Genomic DNA, 26,402 nt, shown 5'->3' with positions numbered 1-26,402 from the left:
GAAATATCAGATTATAGATATCAGATATCAATGTATAAATTTACCTGTCGATGTACAGGATGATTAAAAAATGGAAAACAGGAGGATCAAAATGAGCAAGTTACAGGAAATTTACGATGAGGCCAGACAGTATTTTATAGGCGGAGCCTCTGCAGGCGGAAGATTTAACAGCACATTGCAGCAGCCATTATATCTGAAGTCTGCCAGCGGCAGCCGGATCATTGATGCGGACGGAAAAGCGTATATCGACTATCATACCGGATCGGGCGCGGCATTTTTCGGACATAACCATCCAAGACTAAGAGAAGCTGCTGAGAAAGCTATGGATATGGGATTTTTCATGAATTTTGAAACTGAATATCATAAGGAGCTGGCAAAACTGTTTCATGAATTTTTTCCCTGTGCGGAAAGAGTTCGCTTTTCAAATTCCGGGACAGAGGTAACTATGGCGGCGGTTCGCGTGGCCCGTGCGTATACCGGAAAAGACATCGTTATCCGTTTCGAGGGACATTTCCATGGCATGAATGAGTTGGTATGGTATAATCATAATGGGGCCCGGGGAAAAAAGAATGATATTGGCGAAGTGGAGAATATTTCTGATACAGCCGGGACACCCCAATGCTTTTCAGAAGTGATCAGGAACGTAGAGTATAATGATTTGGAATCCTTTGAACGTTGCGTAGAGGCACACAAAGGACAGATCGCCGGCGTTTTGCTTGAACCTGTCAGCTTCAATTGCGGCTGCTATCCGGCACAGAAAGCTTTTCTTGAAAAAGTACGTGAGATCTGCAGCAGAGAAGGAATTGTCCTGATTTTTGATGAGGTGATCACCGGTTTGCGCATGAGGCCAGGTTCTGCCCAGGCTTATTACGGAGTGACTCCAGATCTTGCAACCTTCGCGAAAGCGATCGGAGGAGGCTTCCCGATTGCGGCTCTTTGTGGGAAAAAAGAAGTAATGGAAGTGCTGAATCCGCTTGGCAGGACGATCATGAGCGGTACTTATACGGGAGCTTTAATGCCGGTGCTGACGTCTATCGAATGTATGAAGATGGCTATGGAGCCAGATTTTTATGATCACATTGATGCTCTTGCGGATACGCTGTACGGCGGCATGAATGCGCTGATGAAAAAACATGGAATTCCAGGCCATGTGCGTGGTATTGGTGCAAGATTTGGCATTTATTTTGGAGTAGAAAACCCAGAAGATGATTATAACTGGAGAAAAGCAGGAGATAGCTATAGATGTGATATGACTAAGAGCTTCTTGATTAAATCACTGCGTGATGGTCTCTATATGCATGACTGCGGACAGGCGGCGCCGGCACATTATGGGTTCAGCGTTCAGCACACTATGGAAGATATAGAGATCACCCTGAATAAATTTGACAAGATATTTAAAGAAATGAAGGAAGAATTCTAAAGGAGGAAAATTATGTATCAGCATATTCCTGAATATCAAAGGGCGATGAGAGAACAGGGGATAGCCGTATCTGTTTTAAGGCTGCCACAGAATCTCACATTATTTACACAGTACTGGTCGAGGAACGGGTATTCATATATGACCATTCCGGCTGAAGGCGATCCCAGCGTTATTGTTCCAATTGCGGAAGAGATCGATACTAAGGAAGCAAAACTGCATAATGTTTATGTATATGATGACATTGATATGAATGCAGAAGATACAAGTATCCAGATTCAAAAGATTTTTGCAGAACTGTCAAGACAATATGGAATTACAAATGAATCTGTAATCGGACTTGAACTGGACTATGATGTGATAGCCCCATGCCATTGTTCAGGAAAGGTGTCGCTTGTGGGAAGCAAAGTGAAGAAGCTGGTGGCTGAAGGGTTTGGGAGTGACCATTTCGTATCTGTTAAAGATTTAATTACAGAAGTGATGGCTGTGAAAAACGAAAGTGACATTGAAAAGCTGAAGATTGTAAATGATCTGGTGGCTATGGCCATGGACCGCTTTGCAGACCTGGTAGATCTGCCGGGGATTCGGGAAGTGGATATCGTGAATGAAATCGAGAAACACATTCAGGTTAACGCCAGAGATTATAAAGGTGCAAGAGTTGCCAGAGCGTGGGCTCAGTTAAGCACCGGCCCCAAAAGTGAGATTGCTGCCTGTGACGGAGTGATCAGTGACGCAAGAGTTTTGGAAAAAGGGGACTGCTGCCTTTTTGAGATTGGTGCCTGTGTTGACGGCTACTGGGCGGATATCACTCGTTCCGCAGTGGTGGGAGGAGCTCAGGGCCGCTCAAAAGAGATGATGGAATTAATTGAAAAAGCTTTTCAGGCGGGAGTTGAAGCCGTACATATTGGAGCGGCAGCCAGAGATATCGATCTTGCGACCCGTAAGGTGATGGAAGACGCGGGATATGGAAAATATTATGTACATCCAGCCGGCCATGGCGTGGGATTTTCCTATCATGAATCCATACCGGAGTTAAATCCTAATTCAGAAACCATTTTAAAAGAGAACATGGTTATTGCTATTGAACCAGGCTTATATGTGCCGGGCATCGGAGGACTCCGAAAAGAATTGAATGTGCTGGTAACAAAAGAAGGCGGAAAAGTTTTTGGATGGTAAGCAATCAAATAAAAATATCATGTTAAGGGGGAATTTGTATGAGAAAAAAATTAAGTATGGTTTTGACCGCAGCAATGTTAGCAGGAATTATGGCGGGATGTTCTGACAGCGCCGCAGATAGTTCCAAGGTTTCAGCGGAATCATCGGATGAGTCTAAAACAGCTTCTGCAGCTTCATCAACTGATGATAAAGAAGTATATGAGATAGGAATCTGTTGTGCAAATTTTGAGACGCCTATGCAGGTAGCGTGGATGAATGCCGCTACGGAGGCGCTGGACGCTTATGGAAATTATAAGGTGGACCAGCAGGATGGTAAAGATGATCCGGCGACCCAAACCCAGATTATTGAAAATTTTATTACCCAGAAAAAAGATATGGTTATCGTGGCGCCTACCCAGACAGATGCCCTGGTCGCGGCTGTAAAGGAGTGCAATGAGGCTGGAATTCCAGTGATTACGGTGAATCGTACTTTGGGAGAGGGAGCTGAGGTGCTGACTGAGGTAAATATGGATTGTGTGGAAGCGGGACGCATGTCTGCACAGATGGTAGAGAAGCTTTTAGGTGGGGAAGGAAAAGTGGCTTACCTGATTGGTACACTTGGGGCCGGCCCTCAGATTCAGGAAAGTGAAGGCTTTTATAAATATCTGGAGGATAAGCCGGAGATTGAAGTAGTATTTGAGCAGACCACCGAATGGAATAAGGAGACAGCTATTCAGGTAGTAGAGAATATGCTTCAGAAATTTCCGGCAGGAGAAATAGATGCGATTGTTTGCCAGGGGCCGGATGATGCCGTAGGCGCGGTTGCCGCCTGTGAAGCTGCAGGAAGAACAGAACTGTTGGGTAAAATTATCGCGTTTGATTATCCTTCATATGTAAAAGAAGCGATTGAGGCTGGAACAGTATATGGCACCATCAACCAGGATCCTAGATTACAGGGTGTGCTGGCAGCAGAAGTTGCAAATGAATATTTTAGCAATGCGGATGCAGAATTCGGAGCGCTGAGCAGTATTGAGCTAAGTGTAGTGACCAAAGAAAATGCAGATGATTATGAGGTGGCATGGTAAAAAATCAGAAATAAAGAGGTAGTGGGGCAGAATACTGTGTCCAGGCCGAAAGAAAAGATGAGGTGCATATGAAAACAGGATTTTTAAAATCAAAAAGTAAGAAAACTACTTCAAAAGAATTCACAATGCTCATTGTGCTGGTAATCATGATTATCATTTGTATTTTTATCAATCCGGTATTTATCTCAATGAGCAATGTTATGAACCTTCTCGCGCAGAATTCTATCATTGGCGTCATGGCGCTGGGCATGGTATTCGCACTGATAACAGGTTCCTTTGATATGTCAGTTTCATCGACGGGTGCGCTGACGGCAGTCGTATCTACATATATGTTTATTGAATTCGGTTTGGCTGCCGGCATATTTACAGGATTATGTGTAGGGATTGCAGTAGGGCTTATCAATGGACTGTTGGTCACTAAAGTGGGAGTTAATGCGTTTGTGACAACTCTTGGTACGCAGACATCTGTCCGTGGCTTAGTCTATATTATAACCGGTGCAAAACCTATTACCGGAATACCGGCTGATTATAACTTTATCGGCATGGGCAAAATAGGAGGAATCTTCCCAGTCCCTGCCCTGATCTGGATTATTCTGGCTGTTATCATGGCTTTTGTTTTGAAAAAAACCAGATTTGGACAGTATGTATATGCGACAGGAGGAAACAGAAAAGCAGCCTGGCTGTCAGGTGTTAATACGGATAATATTAAAATTTCTGCTTTAGTACTCAGCGGTCTGTTTGCTGCTATCGGTGGTTTAATCTACACTTTGCGTATCCTTATGTGCACGGCAGACGGTATGGATGGGTATGAACTAAAAGTTATGTCAGCCTGCATCGTTGGCGGAACTTCTCTGGATGGCGGTAAGGGTTCTATTTCAGGCTGTATAATAGGTACTTTTATCATGGGCATTATTTTGAATATATTGCAGCTGGCAGGTGTATCCAGCTTCTGGCAGGATGCGATCACCGGCATAATTCTTATCGGAGCTGTGGCTATTGATAGTATTACAGCAAGGCGCCGTGAATAATGCCATAAAATTTAAGGAGATACAGCTATGAGTGAAAATATTCTGGAAATGAGAGGCATTATTAAGGAATTTTCAGGAGTTCGTGTGCTGAATCAGGTGGATTTTGAACTGAAAACAGGAGAAGTGCATGCACTTCTGGGCGCTAATGGTGCCGGAAAATCCACGCTTATGAAAATTCTGAATGGTATTTATACATTGACGGAAGGTGAAATCTATTATGATGGGAAAAAGGTGCGTATACATTCTCCGCGTGACGCGTATAGCTGCGGGATCACCATGATTCATCAGGAACTGGATTTAGTGGGGTGCCGGGATGTATCAGAGAATATCTATTTGGGGAGAGAGCTGTATAAAGACAGAGCCCATAGGATTTTAGACCGTGCCGGCATGCGCAGAGAGGCTCAGACACTGCTGGATGAACTGGAGTTTGATCTGAGGGCAGAAGATCTTGTAGAGAAACTCCCGCCGGCAAAGCAGCAGCTTATTCTGATTGCCAGGACTGTTTCCTGTAATTCCAGGGTGATTGTAATGGATGAACCCACGTCTTCCCTGTCACACAATGAAACAAAACAACTGTTTAAGGTCATCAAGAGTCTGAAAAGAAAAGGTATAAGTATTATCTACATTTCCCATTTCCTGGAGGAAATTTTTGAAGTGTCAGACCGGTTGACTGTTCTTCGTAATGGCGAGAAGGTTACAACCGCAGTTACGTCCGAATGTTCTACGCAGCAGCTGATTCAGTGGATGATTGGCCGGGAATCCGTAGTTCAGAAAAATATTGGAGAACCTAAGAATGATCATGAAATGCTGTTGGAATGCAGAGGGCTGACTACCCTGAGAGATTGTATAAAGAATGTAAGCTTTCAGATCAGGAAAGGGGAAATTGTAGGATTTGCCGGTGTGGTAGGGGCAGGGCGGAGTGAAATTGCAAAGATGATATTTGGTGCAGAGAAAATGGCAGCGGGAGAGATCTATCTGGATGGAGAGAAGGTTGTCATTAAGAGCCCCACTCAGGCTGTCAGGCATGGAATCAGTATGGTGCCGGAAGACCGGAAGCAGGAGGGATTGGTATTAAAATTAAATGTTGGCGCAAATATGTGGTTATCCTATTTAAATAAATTAAAAAGAGGAGTGGGACTGGATTACAAGAGTCTGAACGGGAAAGCCCAGCAAATGTTTCAACATATGTCTATCAAATGCGAAGGGGTCGAACAGGGCATTGATAAACTTTCGGGTGGCAATCAGCAGAAAGTAGCCATTGGCAAATGCCTTCTAAATGAGCCGAAGCTTCTGATACTGGATCAGCCTACCCGTGGTATCGATGTTGGGGCAAAGGGGGAAATTTATCGTCTGGTGACTGAACTGGCTCGTGATAATAACACGGCAATTTTATATATTTCAGATGAACTGGAAGAGATAATTGCTCTTTGTGACAGAATATATATTGTAAAGCAGGGACAGTGTGTGAAAGAAATTGATAATCATACGCAGCAGGTGACCAAGGCTTTACTTTTAAAAGATATGGTTGATTAATTTAAGAAAAAAACGGCTTTTAGCCATGACAGAGGAGATAATATATGAAAATGTCATTTCGATGGTATGGACCGGATGATGCCATACCCCTGAGGTATATCAAACAGATTCCCAATATGTATAGCGTTGTAACGGCTGTTTATGATGTGCCTGCCGGTCAGGTATGGAGCAGAGAAAGCATTTGGAATTTGAAAAAGCGGGTAGAAGCAGCAGGACTTGCTTTTGAAGTAATTGAAAGTGTTCCCGTTCATGAAGATATTAAATTAGGAAAATCAGACAGAGAGCAATATATTGCTAATTATCAGGAAAATATCCGAAGATTAGGGGAAGCGGGGATTAAATGCATCTGTTATAATTTTATGCCGGTTTTTGATTGGACCCGGACACAGCTCGATAAGATGATGCCAGATGGTTCGACGGCTTTGGTCTATTATGAAGAGCAGCTGAAGAAAATGGATCCGATGACGGGTGAATTAGCATTGCCGGGCTGGGATGCCAGTTATACGAAAGATTCCCTGAAAAAGGTTTTTGATGAATACAAGCAATTAACGGAAGAGGATTTGTGGAAGAATCTGGAGTATTTCTTAAAAGCTGTCATTCCTGTTGCTGAGGAAGCAGGAATAAAAATGGCCATACACCAGGATGATCCGCCGTGGCCGATTTTCGGACTTCCGCGAATTATCCGGGATGAAAAAAGTCTGGACCGGATGCTCGCCCTGGTGGATAGTCCTGCAAATGGCCTGACCTTCTGCACCGGCTCCATGGGAGCTTCGCCTGCTAACGATGTTGTGTATCTGGTGGACAAATATTCTGCCATGGGAAGGATTCATTTCATGCATATGAGAAATGTAAAAAGGCTGGATCATGGGTTTGAAGAGGCAGGACATTTTTCTGCCTGCGGCAGTCTTGATATGACAGCGATCCTGCAGGTGCTGTATAAAAATGGTTTTGACGGTTATATACGTCCGGATCATGGGAGGATGATTTGGGGTGAAGAAGGCAGGCCGGGATATGGTTTGTATGACAGAGCTTTGGGGGCCGCATATATTAATGGAATTTGGGAAACGTTAGAAAAAATGGATCAATGGGGGAAATATGAAATTATCGCAAGAAGCAATCGGGAATAAAAAAATTTGGGAAAATGCAGGCTTTATACTTCCCTGTTATGAACGTAATGCTATGATTGCTAAAACCAGGGAAAACCCTAAATGGCTGCATCTGGGCGCGGGAAATATTTTTCGTGCTTTTCCCTGCAGCCTGCAGCAGGAATTGCTGAACGCAGGGATAACAGACACAGGTATTATTGTAGCTGAAGGATTTGATTATGAGATTATTGAGAAAATGTATCAGCCCAAAGATAATCTCAGCCTGTTAGTAACATTAAAAGCTGACGGCGGTATTGAAAAAACAGTAATTGGGAGTATAGCAGAATCTGTTACGATGGATTCTGCAAACGAAGTTTCCTGGAGACGGCTGAAGGAAATATTTGCTGCGCCTTCCCTTCAGATGGTAAGTTTTACTATTACGGAAAAGGGGTATAACCTTTGGGATGCAAATGGTGTTTATTATCCGCAGGTTGCTGACGATCTTTCTGCGGGACCGGAGAAGGCGAAAAGCTATATAGGGAAGCTCACAGCTCTTCTATACTGCCGTTATCAGGCAGGGAAACTGCCCGTTGCCCTGGTAAGTATGGATAATTGCTCGCATAATGGCACACGTTTATATCAAGCGATACATGATTATGTAAGCGTTTGGACGGAAAGAAAATTAGTGGATGAAAATTTTGCCGCTTATATCGAAAATCCATCTGGCGTATCTTTTCCGTGGAGTATGATAGATAAGATTACGCCCAGGCCGGATGACAGTGTCAAACAGATGCTGAAGTCCGCAGGCTTCGAGGATGTAGAAGGAATTATCACAGGCAAGAATACCTATGTGGCACCTTTTGTGAATGCGGAAGAGCCCCAGTATCTTGTGATAGAGGATTCTTTCCCAAATGGAAGGCCGCCATTGGATCAGGCAGGTGTTATTTTTACTAATCGGGAAACTGTTGATAAAGTTGAGAAGATGAAAGTATGTACTTGTCTGAATCCATTGCATACGGCACTGGCAGTGTACGGTTGCTTGCTGGGATATACGCTGATTGCGGATGAGATGAAAGATCCTCAGCTAAAAAAATTGGTAGAGGGCATAGGATATCAAGAGGGGCTTCCAGTAGTCGTGGATCCAGAAATCATACGGCCGGAAGATTTTATTAAGGAAGTGCTGGTTAAAAGAATTCCGAATCCATTTATGCCTGATACGCCCCAAAGGATTGCTACAGATACATCTCAGAAACTGGGGGTCCGATTTGGGGAAACGATTAAAGCATATATGGCAAGTGATGTGCTGGATATTAAGCAATTGAAACTGATTCCGTTGGTTCTGGCCGGCTGGTGCCGTTATCTTCTTGCGGTGGATGATGAAGGTAATAGGTTCACGCCGAGCCCTGATCCAATGCTGAAAAGTTCTCAAAAATATCTGGAAACCATACATTTAGGAGATCGTAGAAAGTTTCATACAGAGCTAGAGCAGCTGTTGTCAGATTGTTCTATTTTCGGAGTGGATTTATATGAGGCAGGACTGGGTGAAAAGGTGGAGAGCTATTTTGCGGAACTGACAGCGGGCATCGGAGCGGTAAGAAAAACTTTGATAAAATATACTGATTATTAATAAAATTGACAGGCGGAAATGAATCCTTGCCTGTCAGTTTTTAAATAATTAAAAATCTTAACCATTTCTTAGCTGTGTAAGTGATATAATAACAAGAGAATTTTTAGGAGCGCAGTAAAATGAAAAACAGGATTTTAATCAACAGCCTGATATCGGCGGTAATACTGACAGTATCGTTCGCCCTGAGCCTGGCGATCCAGAATCTGTTCCGCACACAGTCCCTGATCCCGGCGGTATTCGTCCTGGCAGTCTTCTGCATTTCCCTTGTGACACAGGGATATATAGCGGGGATTCTGTCCTCGCTGGTCAGCGTGCTGGCTGTTAACTTTGCATTTACTTTTCCATATTTCAGATTTAATTTCTCAATGCCGGAAAATCTGTTTTCTGCAGTTATCATGCTCGCAGTCACAGTCATGACCAGTATGCTCACCACAAAAATCAAGCGGCAGGAGAAGATAAAGGCGGAGAGTGATAAGGAAAAGATGCGCGCCAATCTGCTGCGGGCGGTCTCTCACGATCTGAGGACGCCGCTGACGACCATATATGGTTCTTGTTCCGCGATCATGGAGAATTACGAGAGGCTCACACCGGAACAGCATCTGAAACTGCTGGGCGAAATCAGAGAAGATTCGGAATGGCTGATCCGGATGGTGGAAAATCTGCTTTCTGTGACCCGGATTGACGGGGAAAGGGTGAATGTGATTAAAACTCCGACAGTCCTGGAAGAGCTGATCGACTCCGTCCTGCTGAAATTCCACAAGAGGTATCCGGGCCAGCAGGTCTGCGTGACCATACCGGATGAATTTATAAGCATTCCCATGGATGCTATGCTGATCGAACAGGTGCTGATGAATCTTCTGGAAAACGCGGTCCGTCATGCGGAAGGGATGAAAGAGCTTTCCCTGAACGTTCATACAGAAGGAGGCAGAGCCGTTTTTGAGATTGCAGATGACGGCTGCGGAATACCGGGAGAGAAATTATGCGGCCTTTTTACAGGCTATCTTGAAAAAGAAGATGTGCCGGCCGACGGGAAGAAAAGGAGTATGGGCATCGGGCTGTCGGTGTGTGCGGCAATCATCAGGGCGCACGGGGGTGAGATCCGCGCAGAGAACAGAAAACCGGAAGGGGCTGTTTTCCGTTTCTGGCTCGAAATGGAGGGGAAGGAACATGAGCAGCAATAAATATAAGATTTTGGTGGTTGAGGATGAAACGAATATCCGGAGCTTTATAAGAACAATCCTGGAGGCGAACGGATATCAGGTATTGACGGCCGGAACCTGTGAACAGGGGATGCTCATATTTTCCTCACATTGCCCTGATCTGATCATTCTCGACCTGGGCCTGCCTGACAGAGACGGCCAGGATTTGATCCGTGCTGTGAGAGACGGTTCGGCAGTTCCAATACTCGTGCTGTCGGCACGCACCAATGAAAAGGATAAGGTGGAGGCGCTGGATCTGGGAGCTAACGATTATATCACAAAGCCTTTTGGAACGGCAGAGCTGCTTGCCAGAATACGGGCGGCGCTGAGAAACCGGAGAGGCGCAGAGCTGGGAGCCCTGCCAGGAGGAAAATTCGCAGTAAGGGATATGGAAATCAATTATGACCAGCGCAAGGTATATATCGGAGGAGAGGAAATCAAACTGACACAGACTGAGTATAACATAGTTGCATTACTCTCTGAATACCCTGGCAAGGTTCTCACCTATGCGGCGATCATACGTGAAATCTGGAGGGAATCAGATTCAGGGAGCGTCAAAAAGCTTCAGGTTAACATGGCGAATATCAGAAAAAAATTTGGTTCCAGGCCCGGCGCCAATCAATACATCATCAATGAGCTGGGTGTGGGTTACCGGATGTATGACGGGAATGAGTGAGGTAATTCAGGAATGAGCTTTATAAAGAGACAGTCGCCGGGAAGGATCATTGCACTGGGCTTTGCGATGGTCATATTAGTGGGTTCGCTGCTTCTGATGCTGCCCTGCAGCATACAGGACGGTGTGACCGTCCGGTATGTGGATGCGCTCTATACGTCCACCAGCGCCGTCTGTGTGACAGGCCTGATCGCCATCGACGCGGGAACTACTTTTACGCCGCTGGGACAGTTTTTTCTAGCGCTGCTGATCCAGATCGGAGGGCTGGGCGTCACTGCCATGGGAGCGGGAATTATGCTCGCTATGGGCAGGAAAGTCAACCTGAAGGGGAGGAACATCATCCGGGAGGCGATGAATCTGAATTCCGGACGAGGGCTGGTCAGTTTTGTGAAAGATATATTCATCACAACTCTGGTCATTGAGCTCGCGGGGGCCGTTCTCAGTTTTACAGTATTTGCCGGGGATTACCCGCCTCTGAAAGCTGCGGGAATCAGCCTGTTCCATTCCGTGGCCGCTTTTAACAATTCCGGATTCGATATCCTGGGAGATTTTCAAAACCTGATACCCTATCAGAGCAGCGTGATGCTCAATCTGGTGACCTGCGGGCTGATTATAACCGGAGGCATCGGGTTTCTGGTCATCCGGGAGCTGCTGAAAGAAAGGTTCCGGTGGCGGCGGCTGTCCATGCATACAAAGGTTGTGCTGGCGGTCAGCGGAGCCCTGATCGCGGCGGGCACTCTGCTACTGAAGCTGACGGAAGACGTTACCTGGCTCGGAGCCTTCTTCCAGAGTGTTTCCGCGAGAACGGCAGGCTTTTCCACTTATCCCCTGGGCAAATTCACCACGCCGGGGCTTCTGGTCCTGATTGTTCTGATGTTCATAGGAGCGTCGCCCGGATCTACCGGAGGGGGAATAAAGACGAGCACGTTTTTTGTGCTGCTGCAGGGGATCAAATCGGCTGCAACGAACAAGACAGAGAAGGCGTTCCACTATTCCGTCCCGAGGGCGGCGTTCAAAAAAGCGGCGGTGATCACGCTGCTTGCGGTTTCAGTGGTGATGACGGGCACGTATTTCATGACTGTCATGGAACCGGCCGTGTCTCTGAGAGACGCCCTGTTTGAAGTGACCAGTGCATTCGGCACAGTCGGATTGTCTACCGGTATCACGCCCGGGCTGGGAACAGGCAGTAAGCTGCTATCCATACTGATCATGTACATAGGGAGAATCGGGCCTTTGACGGTGGCCTCGCTGTGGTATTTTAACCGGAAAGAGCGGATCAGCTATCCGGAAGGGAACATTTCAATTGGTTAATCTGGGAGGACTGGCATGTATACAAAGAGGAAAAATGATAGAATGGCTTATGGCATTGTCGGCCTGGGGCGTTTCGGTTACGCGCTGGCTATGGAACTGGCCCGATCCGGCGCAGAACTTCTGGTGATCGACCGGGATGAGGAGAAAGTGGGAGAGATCCGGGAAATCACAGAAAATGCGATTGTCCTGAAAACACTTGATAAGAAAGCCCTGATGGAAACGGGAATCCAGAATTGTGACGTTGCAGTGGTCTGTATTGGTGAGCATATGGATACATCGATCCTCACGACGCTGTATCTGGTTGGGATGGGAATCCCGACAGTCATTTCCAAGGCGACCAGCCCGGAGCACGGGGAGATTCTGGAGAAGCTGGGAGCTGAGGTGGTCTATCCGGAGCGGGATATGGCCATCCGCCTGGCAAGCCGCTTGGAAACCTCACGGATGTTGGATTTTATAGAGCTCAGCGAACAGATAAATATCACGAAAATGCTGGTTCCCGAGCAATTTATCGGTAAAATGGTGAAAGACATTGAGTTCCGGCCGCGTTTTGGTCTGAATATTATTGCGATAGAAAATAATAATATAATCATGGAGAACATAAAACCGGAGTATTTGTTCTGTAAAAATGATATCCTGATCATAGCCGGGAGCCGTGAAGGATTGTTCCGTCTGTCTGAATGGGCGGAGAAAAACTGTTGACGGAGGTGTTTGATTGAACAGAAATTTTATGCTGCGTGCCATCATCTGGTTTTTGGAGGGGGCAGTCGTTGGTTTCGGGGCAATTATGCCCGGAATCAGCGGCGGCGCCCTCTGTGTGGCGTTTGGAATGTATCAGCCGCTGATCGGAATTCTGTCGGACCCGAAAGAGAACCTCAGAAAGCACTGGAAAATGATCTGTGTTTTTGTGATCGGAGGGGGCGCCGGCTTTATCGGCCTGTCAGGACTGGCTGCCTGGCTGATGGCCAGGAACAGTCAGGCGGTCACCTGTGCATTTGTTGGTTTTATACTCGGCACACTGCCTGAGCTATGGAAAGATGCGGGAAAAGAGGGGCGGAAATACCCGTCAATCGTGGCCATGCTGGGAGGATTTGGCGCTATGCTGGGCCTGCTGATTCTGCTGAAAGGCAGCGCCGCATTTGTGATTCAGGCGAATATCTGGGGATTTTTTCTCTGCGGTATCCTGTGGGGGCTGAGCTTTGTGGTGCCTGGGCTTTCCTCATCGACTCTTCTTTTATTTTTCGGACTGTATCAACCCATGCTGGATGGAATAGCGAGACTGTCCCCAGGCGTCATCTTTCCACTGGCGGCAGGAGCCTTTCTCTGCCTTCTGATCCTTTCAAAAGCCGTAAACGCAGCTTTCCAGAAGTATAATTCCGTGATTTCACACTGTATCCTGGGAATTGTTGTGGCCACCACTGTCATGATCGTGCCCTCCTTCCCGGAGGATGGAAGAGAAGTGCTTCTGTATATCGCCTGCATCGTCGGGGGAAGTATCGCGTCGTATTTTCTCAGTACGGTGTGTGGGAAGCTGAAAAGCGCGGAGTAGCGATACTTTTAGCGCTTTTGCAGCAATCTCATTTTAAAAGCCCTGATTTTAGAGATGGACAGGCTGGTGTAGATAACGCCTACGATCATCAGGCCAAAATCCAGACCGAGCGCAAAGCTGGCTATTGCTTCTGTACAGCCGCTGTCGGCAAGCCCGGTTAAGTCAAGCAGCATATAAAGGATAAATGCTGCAACGTCTGCCAGGAATAATGCGTGCATTCTTCTCGTTTTGCGCGCCTTTTCCTCATTGCTGTAATCTGCAACCTTAAGTACAGTTTCTTCTAATTCTTTTTTCATTTTTTTTGCTCTTCCTTTCCCCATCGAGAATCTCCCCGATTTCAACCTCATAATAGTCAGCCAGCTCAATAAGAACGGCTAAATCTGGCATGTTTGATCCCGTTTCCTATCTAGACACCGATCTGTTGGAAACGCTCAGCGCTTCTGCCAGACCTTCCTGGGTTATGCCCTTCTGTTTTCGAAACTCTTTTAAAAACATCCCAATCTTTTTCTGATCCATTGTCAGCTCCTCCTTTCAAGCTTAGAATAAACGGTATAACCGGAAAGGAACACGACACAAAGCGAGAAATGCCGGTATTATTGTCCTTTACGCATAAACGGCTTATTTATCGCGGGGTCCAACAGTTTACGATAAGCCTCTGTTTTTCTAAAAGTGTTTCCCATCATTTCACTTTCCCTATACCGGCGGATGGCATTCATATCAAAATCGGCGATGAACAGGCCTTCAGTCATTTCGTCGGCCAGAAGAATTGTATTGTCAATGCATTCGCCGTCGTCATTCCAGCATATGGGGCTAAACGCACAGGAACATCCGGCATTTTTCCGATTTGGATTAGCCATCGCAATACCAGTCATATTTTCATAAGCTCTTGTTGACAGAGCCTGAACACGTGGCTTCATCGATTCGCAGTCGTTGGGGACCAGGATAATTTCTGCACCTTTTAGCATCAGGATTCTCGCGCTTTCTGGATATTCTCTGTCATAACAGATCATCACGCCCAGCTTTACTCCATGAAAATCACAAACGGTAAAATCTTTGCCGCTTTCCAGGCAAATCTCATCAGCGAAATCACAAGTATGTACTTTAGAATATTTCATTAGAATTCTACCGTTTTTATCTATCACATAGGCTGAGTTTTGGGGCTTTTTCTTACCTTTGGTAAATGTTGTTGCGACTACCCCCACTTTCAGTTTTCTTGCTGCATAACAGAGATCAGTGATACATACGTCGTTGTCACTCAAAGCTTTGTCATATTCGATCGGCAGCGCATAGCCCGTTATAAAACATTCAGGTATCAGCAAAATATCTGCTTCTAACCGGGCCGCTTCTTCCAATCTGGAAATAATCGTTTTGGTATTCTCACTGGGATTTCTGTCAGGAGAAGGAGTCTGTAAAACTGCCACTCTAAAATTCATGTATATTCCTCCACAAATCATATTGGTATGCATACTTCAGAATATGCTGCAACTCACGCTGTCTGCAGGGCGGGGAACAGCATATGCTTTTCTGCAAAGTACGGCCAGAGGAAGCCTTTCTGCAGGTGTTTCTTGTCCTGAATTATAATGGATATTTTGGCGATTTACAAATACTTTATACAGCTTCAGCCCAGAGCTGAACATCAGCGGATAGCCGCATAAAACCCATTAAATTTTATCATAAGTCTGGATTTTGTATCAAACATTTGATACAATGATTATCAAACAGGAATGCATACAAAAGATCCTTTAAATTGACGGAACGATGGCATTCATGTAACGCAGAAGTTCCGGTACAGTTTGGGAAGAGAGCGGGGTGGGCATTTGGCGGTCATAAGCAGGGGTGAGAATCAGCAGCTATCCAAATTTCATAACAGGGGGCTGATTTTAAAGCTGATCTGTACTAACAAGGGGATTACACGCGTACAGCTCACAGAGATGACGAATTTGGCCAAGATGACGATCACGAATATTGTCACGGAGCTGATCCGGTCCGGTGTGATCACGGAAGGCATTGAGAAGATGAATGACAATGTGGGCCGGAATCCGATCATTCTGGAGATCTCGACCAAGGCTCCGAAGGTGATTGGGGTCCAGATCACCAGAGATTCCTGCACAGCCGTGCTTTCTGATATGCAGCTGAACATCGTGGAGCGCTATGAGGAGAAATTAGAGAATGAAAATAACGAATCTCTGTTGGATAAAGTCTCTCTGCTGATCCGGAAAATCCTGCAGCACGAGGAGAATATTCTGGGTATCGGCATATCCTCCATCGGGCAATGGGACGTGGAGCAGGGACTTTTGATGAAGGTTATTGATTTTTGGGATATCCATGACATGCCTCTGCGGGATTTTATAGAAGAAAAATTCCACCTTCCGGTCTATGTCAATAATGACATGAATGCTTCTGCGCTGGCAGAAAAGCTGTACGGGCATGGTCAGATGTATCACGATTTCGTATATGTGGGCCTGACGAACGGTATCGGCGGCGGCATTGTCACCAATGACGAAATCTATCAGCTGAACAACGGGCTGGCCGGTGAGATCGGGCATATCAGCATTGACTACAATGGCAAACCCTGTGCCTGCGGCAACAGGGGATGCCTGGAGATGTATGCCAGCATTCCGCGGATTGAAGAGAAGCTTCAGGAGGCGGTGGGACAGCGGTATACCTTCCAGCAGTTCTGCAGCATCGGGAATCAGCAGGAGGTGGATCAGGTCTTTAAGAGTGTAATGGATAAACTGTCCTATGCGCTGGTATCTGTTGTGAACATGCTGAACTGTCAGGCAATCATACTGGGGCACGGCGGGTATCTGATCCCGGACAGGTACATACGGTACCTGGAGGAAAACGTTAATTCTAAGAAGGTATTTAAAAGAGGAGAGGTGCGGGTGATTAAGTCCTCTTTTTCAGACGAGGCGTCCTTGTACGGCAGTATCTGCTGCGTGCTGAATGTCCTTTTTGAAGGAAAGCTTCTGGAGAATCTGAACGAGCTTCAGAACCAGTAACCGAATCAGCCGGGGCCATTATAATCAACTGGGAGAGATCCCGGATTTTCATAAGTACAGCTTTTGAAAATCCGGGATTTTTCCAGTGATTACGGAGATCTTTGACCGAAAATAAAAATAATAAAAATATTAATTAATTCAGTGGACAAATTAATTCCTATCGGTTATGATGAGACTGTAAACAAGAGAATGATTCAAGCAATCATATAATTAATGAAAGAGGTGGCATTATGGGTGAGGAAAAAGAAATGGCAATGAACGGTGCAGGCGTGGAAGAATTAGGTTTCCCGATGTGGCCGCAGTTTGACCCGCAGAGCAGAAAAGACATTGTGGATATTCTGGACAGTGGACTGGTGAGCTACTGGACCGGCAAAAAGGGTATGGAATTTGAAGAGAAATTCGCAGCCTGGGCAGGCGCCAAGATGGCAATTTCCTGTACCAACGGTACGGCAGCGCTTCACATCGGTATTTCCAGCCTGGGAATCGGGCCTGGGGATGAAGTGCTTGTTCCTTCTTATTCCTTTATCGCTTCTTCCTTTGCGATCGTTCAGGCCGGCGCGATTCCGGTATTCTGTGATGTGACGGAAGATCACACGATCGATCCTGAGGATATGGAGAGAAAGATCACACCGCGTACAAAGGGTGTCGTATGTGTTCATCTGTACGGCGTTGTATGTGATATGAAGAGAATCCTGGAAGTGGCTAAAAAGCATAACCTGTATGTAATTGAGGATTCCGCTCAGTGTATTGGCGGAAAATATAATGGCAAAATGTGCGGTACCATCGGTGATGTAGGCTGCTTCAGTTTCTGCCAGTCCAAACATTTCACCACCGGCGGCGAAGGCGGAATGGTTCTGACCAACAACGAAGACGTGGGCTGGGAAGCACGGTCTTTCCGTGATCACGGCTATGACGTGAGAACACGTATGAACATGCTGGCGCTGGAGGAGAAACTTCCCTATATCCATACGAGAGTTGGATTTAACTATCGTATGACGGAGATTCAGAGCCAGATCGGCCTGAATGAGCTGGCCCGTTTTGACGACTGGAACATGGCGCGCAGGAAAAAATATGCGGCTATGTATGACAAAGCTCTGGGCGGCCTGAAGGGCGTTGCTAAGCTTCCGGTTAACACCGCTGAGCGGGAGAACGCATACTGGTGGTATCCTGTAACTCTGAATTTGGACGCTCTGGATATTACTGCGCCTGAATTCGTAAAAGAGCTGATTGCCCTGAAGATTCCCTGCTATGGAATCCAGTGGCCAGAGGCGTATGAGGAGAAGGCTTACCGTGAGATGAACGGATTTGGTACTGCTAAGTTCCCGTTCCACTCCAAAGAATATGCGAGAGAAGGCCTGTCCTATGACAATTGCGTATGCGAAGTGGCAAAATCCCTGCGTGCGCGCACAGTGAACCTGTTTCTGCATCCTACCTGGGAAGAATCACACATTCAGAGAGTGATCGATGCATTCGTATCTATTCATGACAAACATCTGAAATAATCCTCAGGCAGAGGTCTGGAAAGGAGTAACGCGATGGAAAAGTTACGTTGGGGCGTAATCGGCGCGGGAGGCATTGCCGACCGCAGGACTATACCTGGCATGATGGAGGCGTATAACGCTGAACTTGTAGCGGTTATGGAAATTAATATGGAGTTCGCAGAAAAGCTCCGCGCCAAATATAATGCCAAGAGAGCATATGATTCAGCGGAGGCGCTGCTGAAGGACCCGGAGGTTGATGCGGTATACATCGCGTCTCCGGTTGTGCTTCACGCACAGCAGGCGATGGCAGCGGCCGATGCGGGCAAGCATATCCTGATCGAAAAACCGCTGGCCATGACCAGCGCAGAAGGCGAAAAGGTTGTTGCATACTGCGAGAGTAAAGGCGTTAAGATCGCCGCCGGCTTCATGATGCGTTTTGGTGCCTATGTCCAGGAAATGAAGAAGGACATCCAGGCAGGCAAAATCGGTGATGTGGTTTCCTCCTATTCTCAGTTCACCTGCTGGTATCCGGATATGCCCGGTAACTGGCGGCAGCAGAAGAAGCAGGGCGGCGGCGGCGCTTTGATGGATATGGGCGTTCACTGTATCGATCTGGTGCAGTACATTACAGGAAGCAAGGTTAAGCAGGTCACTGCCATGCATGACACGCTGACCTTCCAGTACGAGGTGGAGGATTCCTCTATCGTGCTGATGCGCCTGGAGAACGGGGCCCAGTGTGTGGTTCAGTCCAATTTCAACATCCCGGATGACGCGGCAAAATGGCGTCTGGAATTCTTTGGAACCAGAGGACGTATGATGGGCGACTCCATCATCGGCCAGGTGGACGGCGGTACGGTAGACGCGCTGTTCCTGGGTGATGTGGGCGGCTATGATGCGACACAGGATACGAAGGATACCAGGGGAGAAGAGTTGGAGGTGACCTTTGGCAATGCTTACACCCGTGAGATTGAAAGCTTTTCTGATTCAATCCTGAACGGGAAACCGCTGGAGGTTCCGGCATCTGACGCTGTGTATGTACAGAAAGTGATTGAGGCTGCCTATCAGTCCAATGACGAGAAACGCACAATAGACTTGTAAAGATTTAGAAAATCCTGTAAAATACGTATCCGGGCAGTCCTCTTCGGGGCTGTCCGGATATGTTGTATCCAGGGGGACGGAAAATATAAGGGGGTGCTGACATGCCCAGAGAAGACACGCAGTCACAACAGAAGATGAAAGAGCACAACAGTATGCTTCTGCTGAATATGATACGGAGAGAAGCGCCGATTTCAAGAGCGGAGCTGGCGTGCCGGACCAGGCTCTCGCCGACTACGGTCTCCATGCTGGTAGAAGAGCTGCTTGAGAAAAAATGGGTTGTAGAAACAGGGGCCGGCAGCTCTGGTTCCAGGGGCAGAAAACCGATCATGCTGGAGATAAACGGAAAAGGCGGCTGCATCGTGACGGTAGAGATTGTCAGCAATGGCTGTATCTGTTCCCTTTATGATTTTTGCCTTCGGAAGCTTCGTTCTGTCCGGATGAAACAGTCCGGCCAGATGAGCCGGGATATCATAGAAGAGATACGGGTGCTGCTGCACGAACAGCGTGTGGCCCTGAGCAGGCTTGTGGCTATTTCCATTATTTTCCCGGGAATCTTTGAAGCGGAAACAGGGCACATTCTGTTTTCCAGCGTAATTCCCACAGAGCTGCTGGAACGGGATCTGCCGGATAAAATCAGAAAAGGATTCCCCAAGGTACGGGTGATCATGGATAATGATACCCGGATGATGACTCTGGCGGAAAGCTTTTCTGAGGGCTATGTTCCGGGGACGAATATGCTGGCTATCAATATTGATGAAGGGATCAGCGCAGGCGTGATTTTAAAGGACGAATACGATGATATTAAAATATGCAACGCCCTGGAGGCAGGCCACATTGTGATAGAGCGGAACGGAAGAAAATGTAAATGCTCCAATCAGGGCTGCCTGGAAGCGTATTGTTCGGTTAACGCCCTGTTGAGGGATCTGAATGAGCAGGCGGGAGTGGAGCTTCCCTATGAAGACGTCTGGGGGTCTGAGGTCAATGCGGAATCTCTGGCTAAGGCTGCAGGCCTTTACCAGGCGGGAGATCCAGGCGTCCGGAAAGTGATGGGTGAATATATTTTCAACCTCTGCTGCGGCCTGTTCAGCATTGCGAATCTGTTTGACGTCCGGGCCATTCATATCGGGGGGAGGATTATGGCATTGGGGGAGCATTTTCTGGATGAAGTGAGAAAGACTCTTGCCGAACAGTTTCGCTTTGTGAAGAGCGGAGAAGTGGTCATCGAGCAGTCCCACAGCGGCTATGAGACAATCCGCCAGGCCGCGGTGAGGACTGCGATGGATCTGGTGTTCAGCAGCCACTGAAGGAACGGATGACCTCGATGCAGCGAAGGATCTCCCGGTAACTGTCCCCGGGATCGGCTGCTGTTTCACGTTCTATCGTGAGATAGCCGGTGTAGCCGGCGGCTTTTAAGGCGCGGTACCAGGCGGGAAGATCCACCTGCCCCTCCATCAAAGGCGTTTCCTGAAAATAATCACCGAGCCGGAAATCTTCAATTCCGCCTTCAGCCAGAAAGCGGTAGATGATTTCCGGATCGGTTTTTTTGAGCATTTTTCCGTCCTTCACATGGGTGTGGACGATGCGGGAGCCTGCTGCGGCCACGCCGGCCACCGGATCATCTCCGGTCACCATGACCAGGTTGGCCGGATCGTAATTAATGCCGATGAAAGGGCAGCCTGTTTCCTCAAGAAAACCGGAGAGGACGGCGATGGGCTCCGGTCCGGTCTCGATGGCCAGATGCACGTCATACCGTTCTCCCAGCTCATTCAGCCGGAGACATGCCTCCTTCAGCGTCCTGCGCACAGGGCCGTCCCCGTCAGGAATCACTCCCAGGTGGGTGGTGGCGGTATGGCAGCCTAACTCATTGGCCCAGGCCAGCATGCGTCCGGTCTTTTCCAGGCGTTCAAGATTGCCGGCAGGGCGGGTGAAGCCGTGGCCGCCCAGATCGGCGCACAGGGCGCTGATCTCCAGTTCATTGCGGAGGAGTGTACGGTAAAATGCCCTGCGGTCTTCGGCTGTACAGCGGTCACAGTCCAGAGGCCCGGTGCCTGCATAGAACTGCACGCCTTCTGCCCCAGCCTTCCGGGCCAGGGATATGGCTGTGGGGATATCCGTGTGGAACGCTTCCAGCATAACTCCAATCTTATTCATATCGAACCATCCTTTCATTCTCTGACCGACAAAGCATATTCCGAAGGAGTCATGCCGGTCAGCTCTTTAAATCTCCTGGAAAAATAATAAATATTGTCGAAGCCTGTAAGCTCCGCAATCTGCGTGAAGGAATAGCTGCCTTCGTGAATCAGCCGCTTGGCTTCACTGATCCGGGTTCTGGCCAGGTAAGAAATCACAGAGTCCCCGGTCTCCTCTTTAAAAATCCTTTTCAAGTGGGAAATGCTGATATTTCCGCAGTCAGCCAGCGCTGTGAGTGTCAGCCGTTCCCGGTAATGGGATTCGATGTAGCTCTTCACCCTTTCTACCGTGAGCGTCCGGCTGGAAAGCTCGGAAGGGCGGTATTGCCGTTCCTGAACGCCGATGCTTTCACCTCGCCGGTAGATCAGTATCAGAAGCTGTTCCAGCCCCATCTTCAGAAGCTGGTCACTGCCGAAGGGAGCTGAGGCTTTTTTCTGCATGTGGATCAGGGGAGGCGCTTTTTCAAAAGCTTCGTAGGAGATCTCAGATTCCCTTACCACGTTGTGCAGGCATTGTTTTTCAGCCTGGTTCAGGAAAAGTATCTTTTCTTTAAAATCATCCATAAAAGGGCTGGTGCAGATGAAGGATACAACAATGATGTCAGCGGTTGACCCCTTTAAAGAGCGCTGGCTGTGGAATTCATTGCAGGAATGGAAAGCCATCTCTCCTGCCTTCAGCACGTATTCCAGCTTGCCGGCTGTCACCAGTATTTCTCCCCGGTCTACATAGACGAATTCCCAGAAATCATGCTGTTCTCCCGGAAATATATAGTTTTTGGGGAATTTGTAGTAAGAGATATTGATGATAGCGGGAACTGACAGCACAGTTTCCAGTAAGGTGGGCACGTAGGTTCTGTTCTCCATGGCAGCCTCCTGAATGATGAGCTGATTGTATAAAAAGGACAGCGCATTTGATAAGGAAAAATGCAAATAAAAGTGTAAAATTAAGATTGTAAAAAGTATACGCTTAAGCTTGTTTGCTGTCAATCATTTTTTTAATTGTGTGGGAAAGGTGGGAATTGTATGAAAAAAGCTATTAATATCTGGTCTTTTCAGGGGAAAACGCTGAGAGAAGCGATGGAAACGGCCGCCAGGGCAGGCTTCCAGGGGATTGAGCTTGCCATGGACGGGAGCGGGGAACTGACACCGCAGACATCGTCCGCAGAACTAAAGGATATCCGAAAGGCCGCGGAAGAAGCCGGAATTGAAATTCACAGCCTGGCCAGCGGTATGTATTGGGATTACCCGTTCACTTCCGATGATGCAGAAGAGCGCAGGAAGGCACTGGAACTGGCAAGAATTCAGATCCGGATGGCGAAGGAATTGGGCGCGGGCGCGGTGTTGATTGTTCCCGGCGCTGTGGGCGTGGATTTCCTGCCGGAACGCCCGGCCGTCAGTTATGATGCCGCTTATGACCGGGCGCTGGAGGCTTTTTTGAAGATCAGAGAGACGGCGGGAGAATATGAGATCCAGGTGGGGATAGAGAATGTTTGGAATAAGTTTCTTCTGTCACCGCTGGAGATGAGAAATTTTATAGATGAGATCGGCAGTCCTTTTGTGGGTGCTTATCTTGATGTGGGAAACGTGTTGTACTGCGGATATCCGGAACAGTGGATAGAGATTTTAGGCAGCCGGATCAAACGGGTTCATTTTAAGGATTACAGGAGGGCTGCCGGAGGGCTGCATGGGTTCGTTGACCTGCTGGCCGGAGACGTAGACTGGAAGGGGGTCATGGAAGCTTTTGAGGCCGCAGGCTATGACGGCTGGTGCTCCGCTGAGATGATACCGGCCTACGCCCAGTACAGCGATCAGATAATCTTTAATACGTCACTGTCCATGGACAGGATCTTTGGAAAGGAGTAACTGAGATGGTAAAAATCGGATTAATCGGTGCGGGATTTATGGGAAGTATGCACGCGGCATGCTATGAAGCGCTGAAGGAGGAGGGCGTCCAGGTGGCAGCGGTGGCTGACCTGAGAGCGGATTACGCGAAAAAGGCGGCAGAAAAATTCGGCGCTGAAATCTATGAGACAGGAATGGAGCTGATTGAAAAGGCTGACGTGGAAGCTGTTGATATCTGCCTTCCTACTTATCTGCATGCGGCGCATGTGCTGGCGGCGATGAAAGCAGGGAAAAAGGTCTTCGTGGAGAAGCCGGTCTGCCGGTATCCTGAAGAAGGAGAAGAGCTTCTGAGAGTACAGAGGGAAACGGGCGCGGCAGTGATGGTGGGCCAGTGCATCCGGATGTGGGGAGAGTATGTATGGCTGAAAAGGGCAGTGGAAGATGGAACTTACGGATCACTGGAGTCGGCGGTTTTCAAACGGGTCAGTTCAAAGCCGGACTGGGCGTGGGAAGGATGGCTGGCGAAGCCGGAATGTTCCGGAGGCGTTGCGTTGGATATGCATGTGCATGATGCGGATTATGTCCGCTACCTTCTGGGCGAGCCGGAGGAGCTGTCGGCGGAAGCAGCCAGGGATGAGGCAGGGGTGATCCAGCAGATATTCGCTACATACCGCTATGGAAAGGCAGCTGTGGCTGTAGAGGCAGGCTGGGATTATCCTGCGGCGTTCCCCTTCTGCATGGCCTACCGGATAAAATTTGAAAGGGCGACAGTTGTGTTTGATTCAACAGCAGACCCCTCTCTGGTGGTATATCCCAAAGCCGGAGGAAAAGTGATTCCTGAGCTGGAAAAGGAATATGAGAGCGAAAATGATATAGGCGGCAACGTGTCTTCTCTGGGAGCTTATTACAGTGAGCTGAAATATTTCGTGGAGGGGCTGCAGGGGAAGCACCCGCTGGAAGCCGCGACGCTGGACGACGCGATAAAATCGGTGACTCTCGTTCTCAGGGAAATTGAGGCGGCAGGAGGGCTGGTTTTGCCATGAGCCGCGTATACGGTGTTGCCCTGATCGGCTGCGGACATATGGGAGAGGCCCATATCCAGGACATTTATTATAAAGAAAATGTCAGGATGGAATATGTCTGTGATCTGAACCAGGAACAGGCCAAAAATTTTCAGAGAAGATACGGAGCGGCACATATCTGTACCGATTACAGGGAATGCGCCGCTTCCCCGGCTGTGGATATTGTCATCATTGCAACATATGCGGGAAGCCACCTCACTATATTGAAGGAATGCCTGAACGCCGGGAAGCATGTGATCTGTGAAAAGCCGATAGCCGCCACTCTGAAGGAGGGAGATGAATTCCTGAAGGAGGTGAAGGCCCACCCGGAATGCAAGGTGCTGGTTGGCCATATCCTGCGGCACAACGAAACTTATCAGAAGGTGGCAGAGATGATACAGGAAGACGCCATCGGAAAGCCCATCGTCTTCCGTATGGTTCAGAACCATCACATTATGGACTGGAAAAAATATTACAGCATACTGAAGGAATCCTCCCCCCTTCTGGACTGCGGCGTACACTATGTGGATGTGATGCGGTGGTTTACAAAGGCTTCAGTGACAGGGGTCAATGCCACAGGAGCCAGGACAGAGGAGGGGGTTCCGGAGCAGACCTTCAATTACGGGATCATGACCCTGGAGCTTTCGGACGGTTCGGTAGGCTATTATGAGGCAGGCTGGAGCAATACGATCTCTTCTGAGAACAAGAAAGAATTCATAGGGCCGAAGGGAAGTATCCGCATAATTTTCCGGAAAGACCGTCAGACCCATCAGGAGGAAGGAGATCTGATCGAGTATTATAAATATCCGGATAGGACCTATGAGATGATTAACCTGCCCTGCAAGAGAAAACCCACAGGCGCTCAGCTGGATTACCTGATAAAAATGATTGAAACAGGATGTCCGGAAAAGCCCACGATTGAAGAGGTCTACGACAGTTTCCGGATCTGTCTGGAAGCCCAGGAACAGGTCTTCCGAAAGCTTCAAAAACAATTGACAAATCCGGCATAAAATGTTAAGCTATTATCATAAAACGTTCAAATTCAGGCAGCATTGCTGCTGTGCCGTTCCGGCCCTGTATCAGGTAACGGAATGTGTCCGGAAATCATAAGAAATTGCTGAGTAAAGGTGCATGAACCGAGGAGATTGTTTGTGCACCTTTTTATCAAAACAGAAAGCCCTTTTGAAGTTCATCGGTAAGAAGGGCATTTTTAAAGGCTAATAGTATATTGGCTGTACGAATTTGAACGGTTGCTGTTAACAGCACAATTAAGAAAGGATAGGTGAGTAGCAATGAGAGTACTAGCGGTAGGATGCCATCCGGATGATCTGGAGATCGCCTGTGCCGGAACTCTGCACAAGTATGTGAAGAGCGGTGCGGAGGTTTACATGTGCCATGTGGCCAACGGCGACAAGGGACACAAGATTATCATGCCGGATGAGCTGAGGTCAATGCGCCATCAGGAGGCCGAACATGCAGCCGCCATCGTAGGGGCCAGGAAAATCTTTGACCTGGATGTGCCGGATCTGGAAGTGAATTCTTCAAACATGGAGCTGAAGAAAAAAATGATCCGGGTGATTAAAGAGACGAGGCCGGATATCATCATCACTCATTCTCCCAATGATTATATGACGGATCATGTGGAAGTCAGCAAGCTGGTTTTTGACGCGAGCTTCGGGGCAAGCGTGGATCACATTGAGAGTGATCTGGGGTCCTGCGAGGTGGCGCCGCTGTTTTATATGGATACGCTGGCGGGGGTAGGCTTCCAGCCGGAAGATTATGTGGACGTGACCGATGAGATTGAGGTGAAGCTCAAAGCGCTTAACTGTCACGAATCACAGATTAAATGGATGATGGAGCATGACAAGATTGATTTCCTGGATTTTGTGAGAACCTGTTCCAAATACCGCGGGCTGCAGTGCAGCGTTCCCTATGCGGAAGCATTCACCAAATGCTATACCTGGCCGAGAATGGCAACAAAACGGCTTCTGCCGTAATGTAAACATATACCCACAGGGCACCCCGTAACACATGCCCCTGACGGGGCGGGGGAACAGCTCACGCTGTTCC

General features: G+C 47.9%; 25 protein-coding genes. 20 read left to right on the top strand and 5 right to left on the bottom strand.

The window, feature by feature from the left end; translation table 11 throughout:
- Positions 1-91: 91 nt before the first annotated feature.
- The 12 genes from H9Q79_RS05900 to H9Q79_RS05845 all read left to right on the top strand — a co-directional run bounded on the left by H9Q79_RS05900 (position 92) and on the right by H9Q79_RS05845 (position 13,659).
- Positions 92-1,420, top strand: a complete 1,329-nt coding sequence (locus H9Q79_RS05900) for an aspartate aminotransferase family protein (RefSeq protein WP_249329399.1) — start codon at positions 92-94, stop codon at positions 1,418-1,420.
- 12 nt (positions 1,421-1,432) lie between these two features.
- Positions 1,433-2,593, top strand: a complete 1,161-nt coding sequence (locus H9Q79_RS05895) for a M24 family metallopeptidase (protein ID WP_118643885.1) — start codon at positions 1,433-1,435, stop codon at positions 2,591-2,593.
- A gap of 38 nt (positions 2,594-2,631) precedes the next feature.
- The gene (locus H9Q79_RS05890) at positions 2,632-3,657 is read left to right on the top strand and encodes a sugar ABC transporter substrate-binding protein (protein WP_118643887.1); all 1,026 of its coding nucleotides are present in this window, start codon (positions 2,632-2,634) and stop codon (positions 3,655-3,657) included.
- Positions 3,658-3,725: 68 nt separating this feature from the next.
- On the top strand, positions 3,726-4,685 hold the full coding sequence (locus H9Q79_RS05885; protein WP_249329398.1) for an ABC transporter permease: 960 nt from the start codon (positions 3,726-3,728) through the stop codon (positions 4,683-4,685).
- A 27-nt stretch (positions 4,686-4,712) separates the two neighbouring features.
- On the top strand, positions 4,713-6,218 hold the full coding sequence (locus H9Q79_RS05880; protein WP_249329397.1) for a sugar ABC transporter ATP-binding protein: 1,506 nt from the start codon (positions 4,713-4,715) through the stop codon (positions 6,216-6,218).
- Positions 6,219-6,262: 44 nt separating this feature from the next.
- Positions 6,263-7,345 carry a mannonate dehydratase gene (uxuA, locus tag H9Q79_RS05875; RefSeq protein ID WP_118643889.1) on the top strand — a complete coding sequence of 361 codons (1,083 nt, stop codon included), beginning with the start codon at positions 6,263-6,265 and terminating at the stop codon, positions 7,343-7,345.
- A complete protein-coding gene (locus tag H9Q79_RS05870) occupies positions 7,314-8,930 on the top strand; it encodes a mannitol dehydrogenase family protein (RefSeq protein WP_118643891.1) in 1,617 nt (538 codons plus the stop codon). Before uxuA ends, H9Q79_RS05870 begins: the two co-directional genes overlap by 32 nt.
- 119 nt (positions 8,931-9,049) lie before the next feature.
- Positions 9,050-10,111 (top strand): sensor histidine kinase, encoded by a 1,062-nt coding sequence (locus H9Q79_RS05865; protein WP_118643893.1) that lies wholly within the window; start codon positions 9,050-9,052, stop codon positions 10,109-10,111.
- On the top strand, positions 10,098-10,805 hold the full coding sequence (locus H9Q79_RS05860) for a response regulator transcription factor (RefSeq protein ID WP_118643895.1): 708 nt from the start codon (positions 10,098-10,100) through the stop codon (positions 10,803-10,805). Before H9Q79_RS05865 ends, H9Q79_RS05860 begins: the two co-directional genes overlap by 14 nt.
- A 12-nt stretch (positions 10,806-10,817) precedes the next feature.
- Positions 10,818-12,113, top strand: coding sequence for a TrkH family potassium uptake protein (locus H9Q79_RS05855; RefSeq protein ID WP_249329396.1), 1,296 nt, complete (start codon positions 10,818-10,820; stop codon positions 12,111-12,113).
- 15 nt (positions 12,114-12,128) lie between these two features.
- On the top strand, positions 12,129-12,812 hold the full coding sequence (locus tag H9Q79_RS05850) for a potassium channel family protein (protein ID WP_249329395.1): 684 nt from the start codon (positions 12,129-12,131) through the stop codon (positions 12,810-12,812).
- A gap of 13 nt (positions 12,813-12,825) precedes the next feature.
- Complete coding sequence (locus tag H9Q79_RS05845) at positions 12,826-13,659, top strand: DUF368 domain-containing protein (RefSeq protein ID WP_249329394.1); 834 nt, start codon at positions 12,826-12,828, stop codon at positions 13,657-13,659.
- Positions 13,660-13,667: 8 nt separating this feature from the next.
- Here H9Q79_RS05845 and H9Q79_RS05840 read toward each other — a convergent pair whose 3' ends face one another.
- From H9Q79_RS05840 to H9Q79_RS05830, 3 genes are all read right to left on the bottom strand, one after another.
- Positions 13,668-13,955 carry a hypothetical protein gene (locus H9Q79_RS05840; protein ID WP_249329393.1) on the bottom strand — a complete coding sequence of 96 codons (288 nt, stop codon included), beginning with the start codon at positions 13,953-13,955 and terminating at the stop codon, positions 13,668-13,670.
- A gap of 106 nt (positions 13,956-14,061) precedes the next feature.
- Positions 14,062-14,175 carry a helix-turn-helix domain-containing protein gene (locus H9Q79_RS05835; protein WP_249329392.1) on the bottom strand — a complete coding sequence of 38 codons (114 nt, stop codon included), beginning with the start codon at positions 14,173-14,175 and terminating at the stop codon, positions 14,062-14,064.
- 77 nt (positions 14,176-14,252) lie between these two features.
- Complete coding sequence (locus H9Q79_RS05830; RefSeq protein WP_118643907.1) at positions 14,253-15,092, bottom strand: carbon-nitrogen hydrolase family protein; 840 nt, start codon at positions 15,090-15,092, stop codon at positions 14,253-14,255.
- A gap of 384 nt (positions 15,093-15,476) precedes the next feature.
- On the opposite strand from H9Q79_RS05830, the gene H9Q79_RS05825 reads away from it, so the two are divergent.
- The 4 genes from H9Q79_RS05825 to H9Q79_RS05810 all read left to right on the top strand — a co-directional run bounded on the left by H9Q79_RS05825 (position 15,477) and on the right by H9Q79_RS05810 (position 20,544).
- Positions 15,477-16,661 (top strand): ROK family transcriptional regulator, encoded by a 1,185-nt coding sequence (locus H9Q79_RS05825; protein ID WP_147371425.1) that lies wholly within the window; start codon positions 15,477-15,479, stop codon positions 16,659-16,661.
- A 230-nt stretch (positions 16,662-16,891) separates the two neighbouring features.
- Positions 16,892-18,163, top strand: a complete 1,272-nt coding sequence (locus tag H9Q79_RS05820; protein WP_249329391.1) for a DegT/DnrJ/EryC1/StrS family aminotransferase — start codon at positions 16,892-16,894, stop codon at positions 18,161-18,163.
- 33 nt (positions 18,164-18,196) lie between these two features.
- Entirely contained in the window at positions 18,197-19,240 is a 1,044-nt protein-coding gene (locus H9Q79_RS05815; protein ID WP_118643911.1) for a Gfo/Idh/MocA family protein, read from the top strand.
- A 101-nt stretch (positions 19,241-19,341) separates the two neighbouring features.
- A complete protein-coding gene (locus H9Q79_RS05810; RefSeq protein WP_249329390.1) occupies positions 19,342-20,544 on the top strand; it encodes an ROK family transcriptional regulator in 1,203 nt (400 codons plus the stop codon).
- Here the strand turns inward: H9Q79_RS05810 and H9Q79_RS05805 are convergent.
- Positions 20,531-21,391 (bottom strand): sugar phosphate isomerase/epimerase family protein, encoded by an 861-nt coding sequence (locus H9Q79_RS05805; RefSeq protein WP_249329389.1) that lies wholly within the window; start codon positions 21,389-21,391, stop codon positions 20,531-20,533. The two genes, H9Q79_RS05810 and H9Q79_RS05805, sit on opposite strands and share 14 nt — an antisense overlap.
- A gap of 14 nt (positions 21,392-21,405) precedes the next feature.
- A complete protein-coding gene (locus H9Q79_RS05800) occupies positions 21,406-22,293 on the bottom strand; it encodes an AraC family transcriptional regulator (RefSeq protein WP_118643919.1) in 888 nt (295 codons plus the stop codon).
- 159 nt (positions 22,294-22,452) lie between these two features.
- On the opposite strand from H9Q79_RS05800, the gene H9Q79_RS05795 reads away from it, so the two are divergent.
- From H9Q79_RS05795 to H9Q79_RS05780, 4 genes are all read left to right on the top strand, one after another.
- Complete coding sequence (locus tag H9Q79_RS05795; protein ID WP_249329388.1) at positions 22,453-23,292, top strand: sugar phosphate isomerase/epimerase family protein; 840 nt, start codon at positions 22,453-22,455, stop codon at positions 23,290-23,292.
- Between the two features lie 5 nt (positions 23,293-23,297).
- Positions 23,298-24,314 carry a Gfo/Idh/MocA family protein gene (locus tag H9Q79_RS05790; protein ID WP_118643921.1) on the top strand — a complete coding sequence of 339 codons (1,017 nt, stop codon included), beginning with the start codon at positions 23,298-23,300 and terminating at the stop codon, positions 24,312-24,314.
- Positions 24,311-25,342 carry a Gfo/Idh/MocA family protein gene (locus H9Q79_RS05785; protein ID WP_249329387.1) on the top strand — a complete coding sequence of 344 codons (1,032 nt, stop codon included), beginning with the start codon at positions 24,311-24,313 and terminating at the stop codon, positions 25,340-25,342. Before H9Q79_RS05790 ends, H9Q79_RS05785 begins: the two co-directional genes overlap by 4 nt.
- A 282-nt stretch (positions 25,343-25,624) precedes the next feature.
- On the top strand, positions 25,625-26,329 hold the full coding sequence (locus H9Q79_RS05780; RefSeq protein ID WP_118643927.1) for a PIG-L deacetylase family protein: 705 nt from the start codon (positions 25,625-25,627) through the stop codon (positions 26,327-26,329).
- Positions 26,330-26,402: the final 73 nt, after the last annotated feature.

The sequence above is a fragment of the Wansuia hejianensis genome (genome assembly GCF_014337215.1).
Lineage (GTDB): Bacteria > Bacillota > Clostridia > Lachnospirales > Lachnospiraceae > Scatomonas > Scatomonas hejianensis.
Note: the sequence above shows the minus strand (reverse complement) of the source record. Positions and strands in the feature narration are given on the sequence as shown.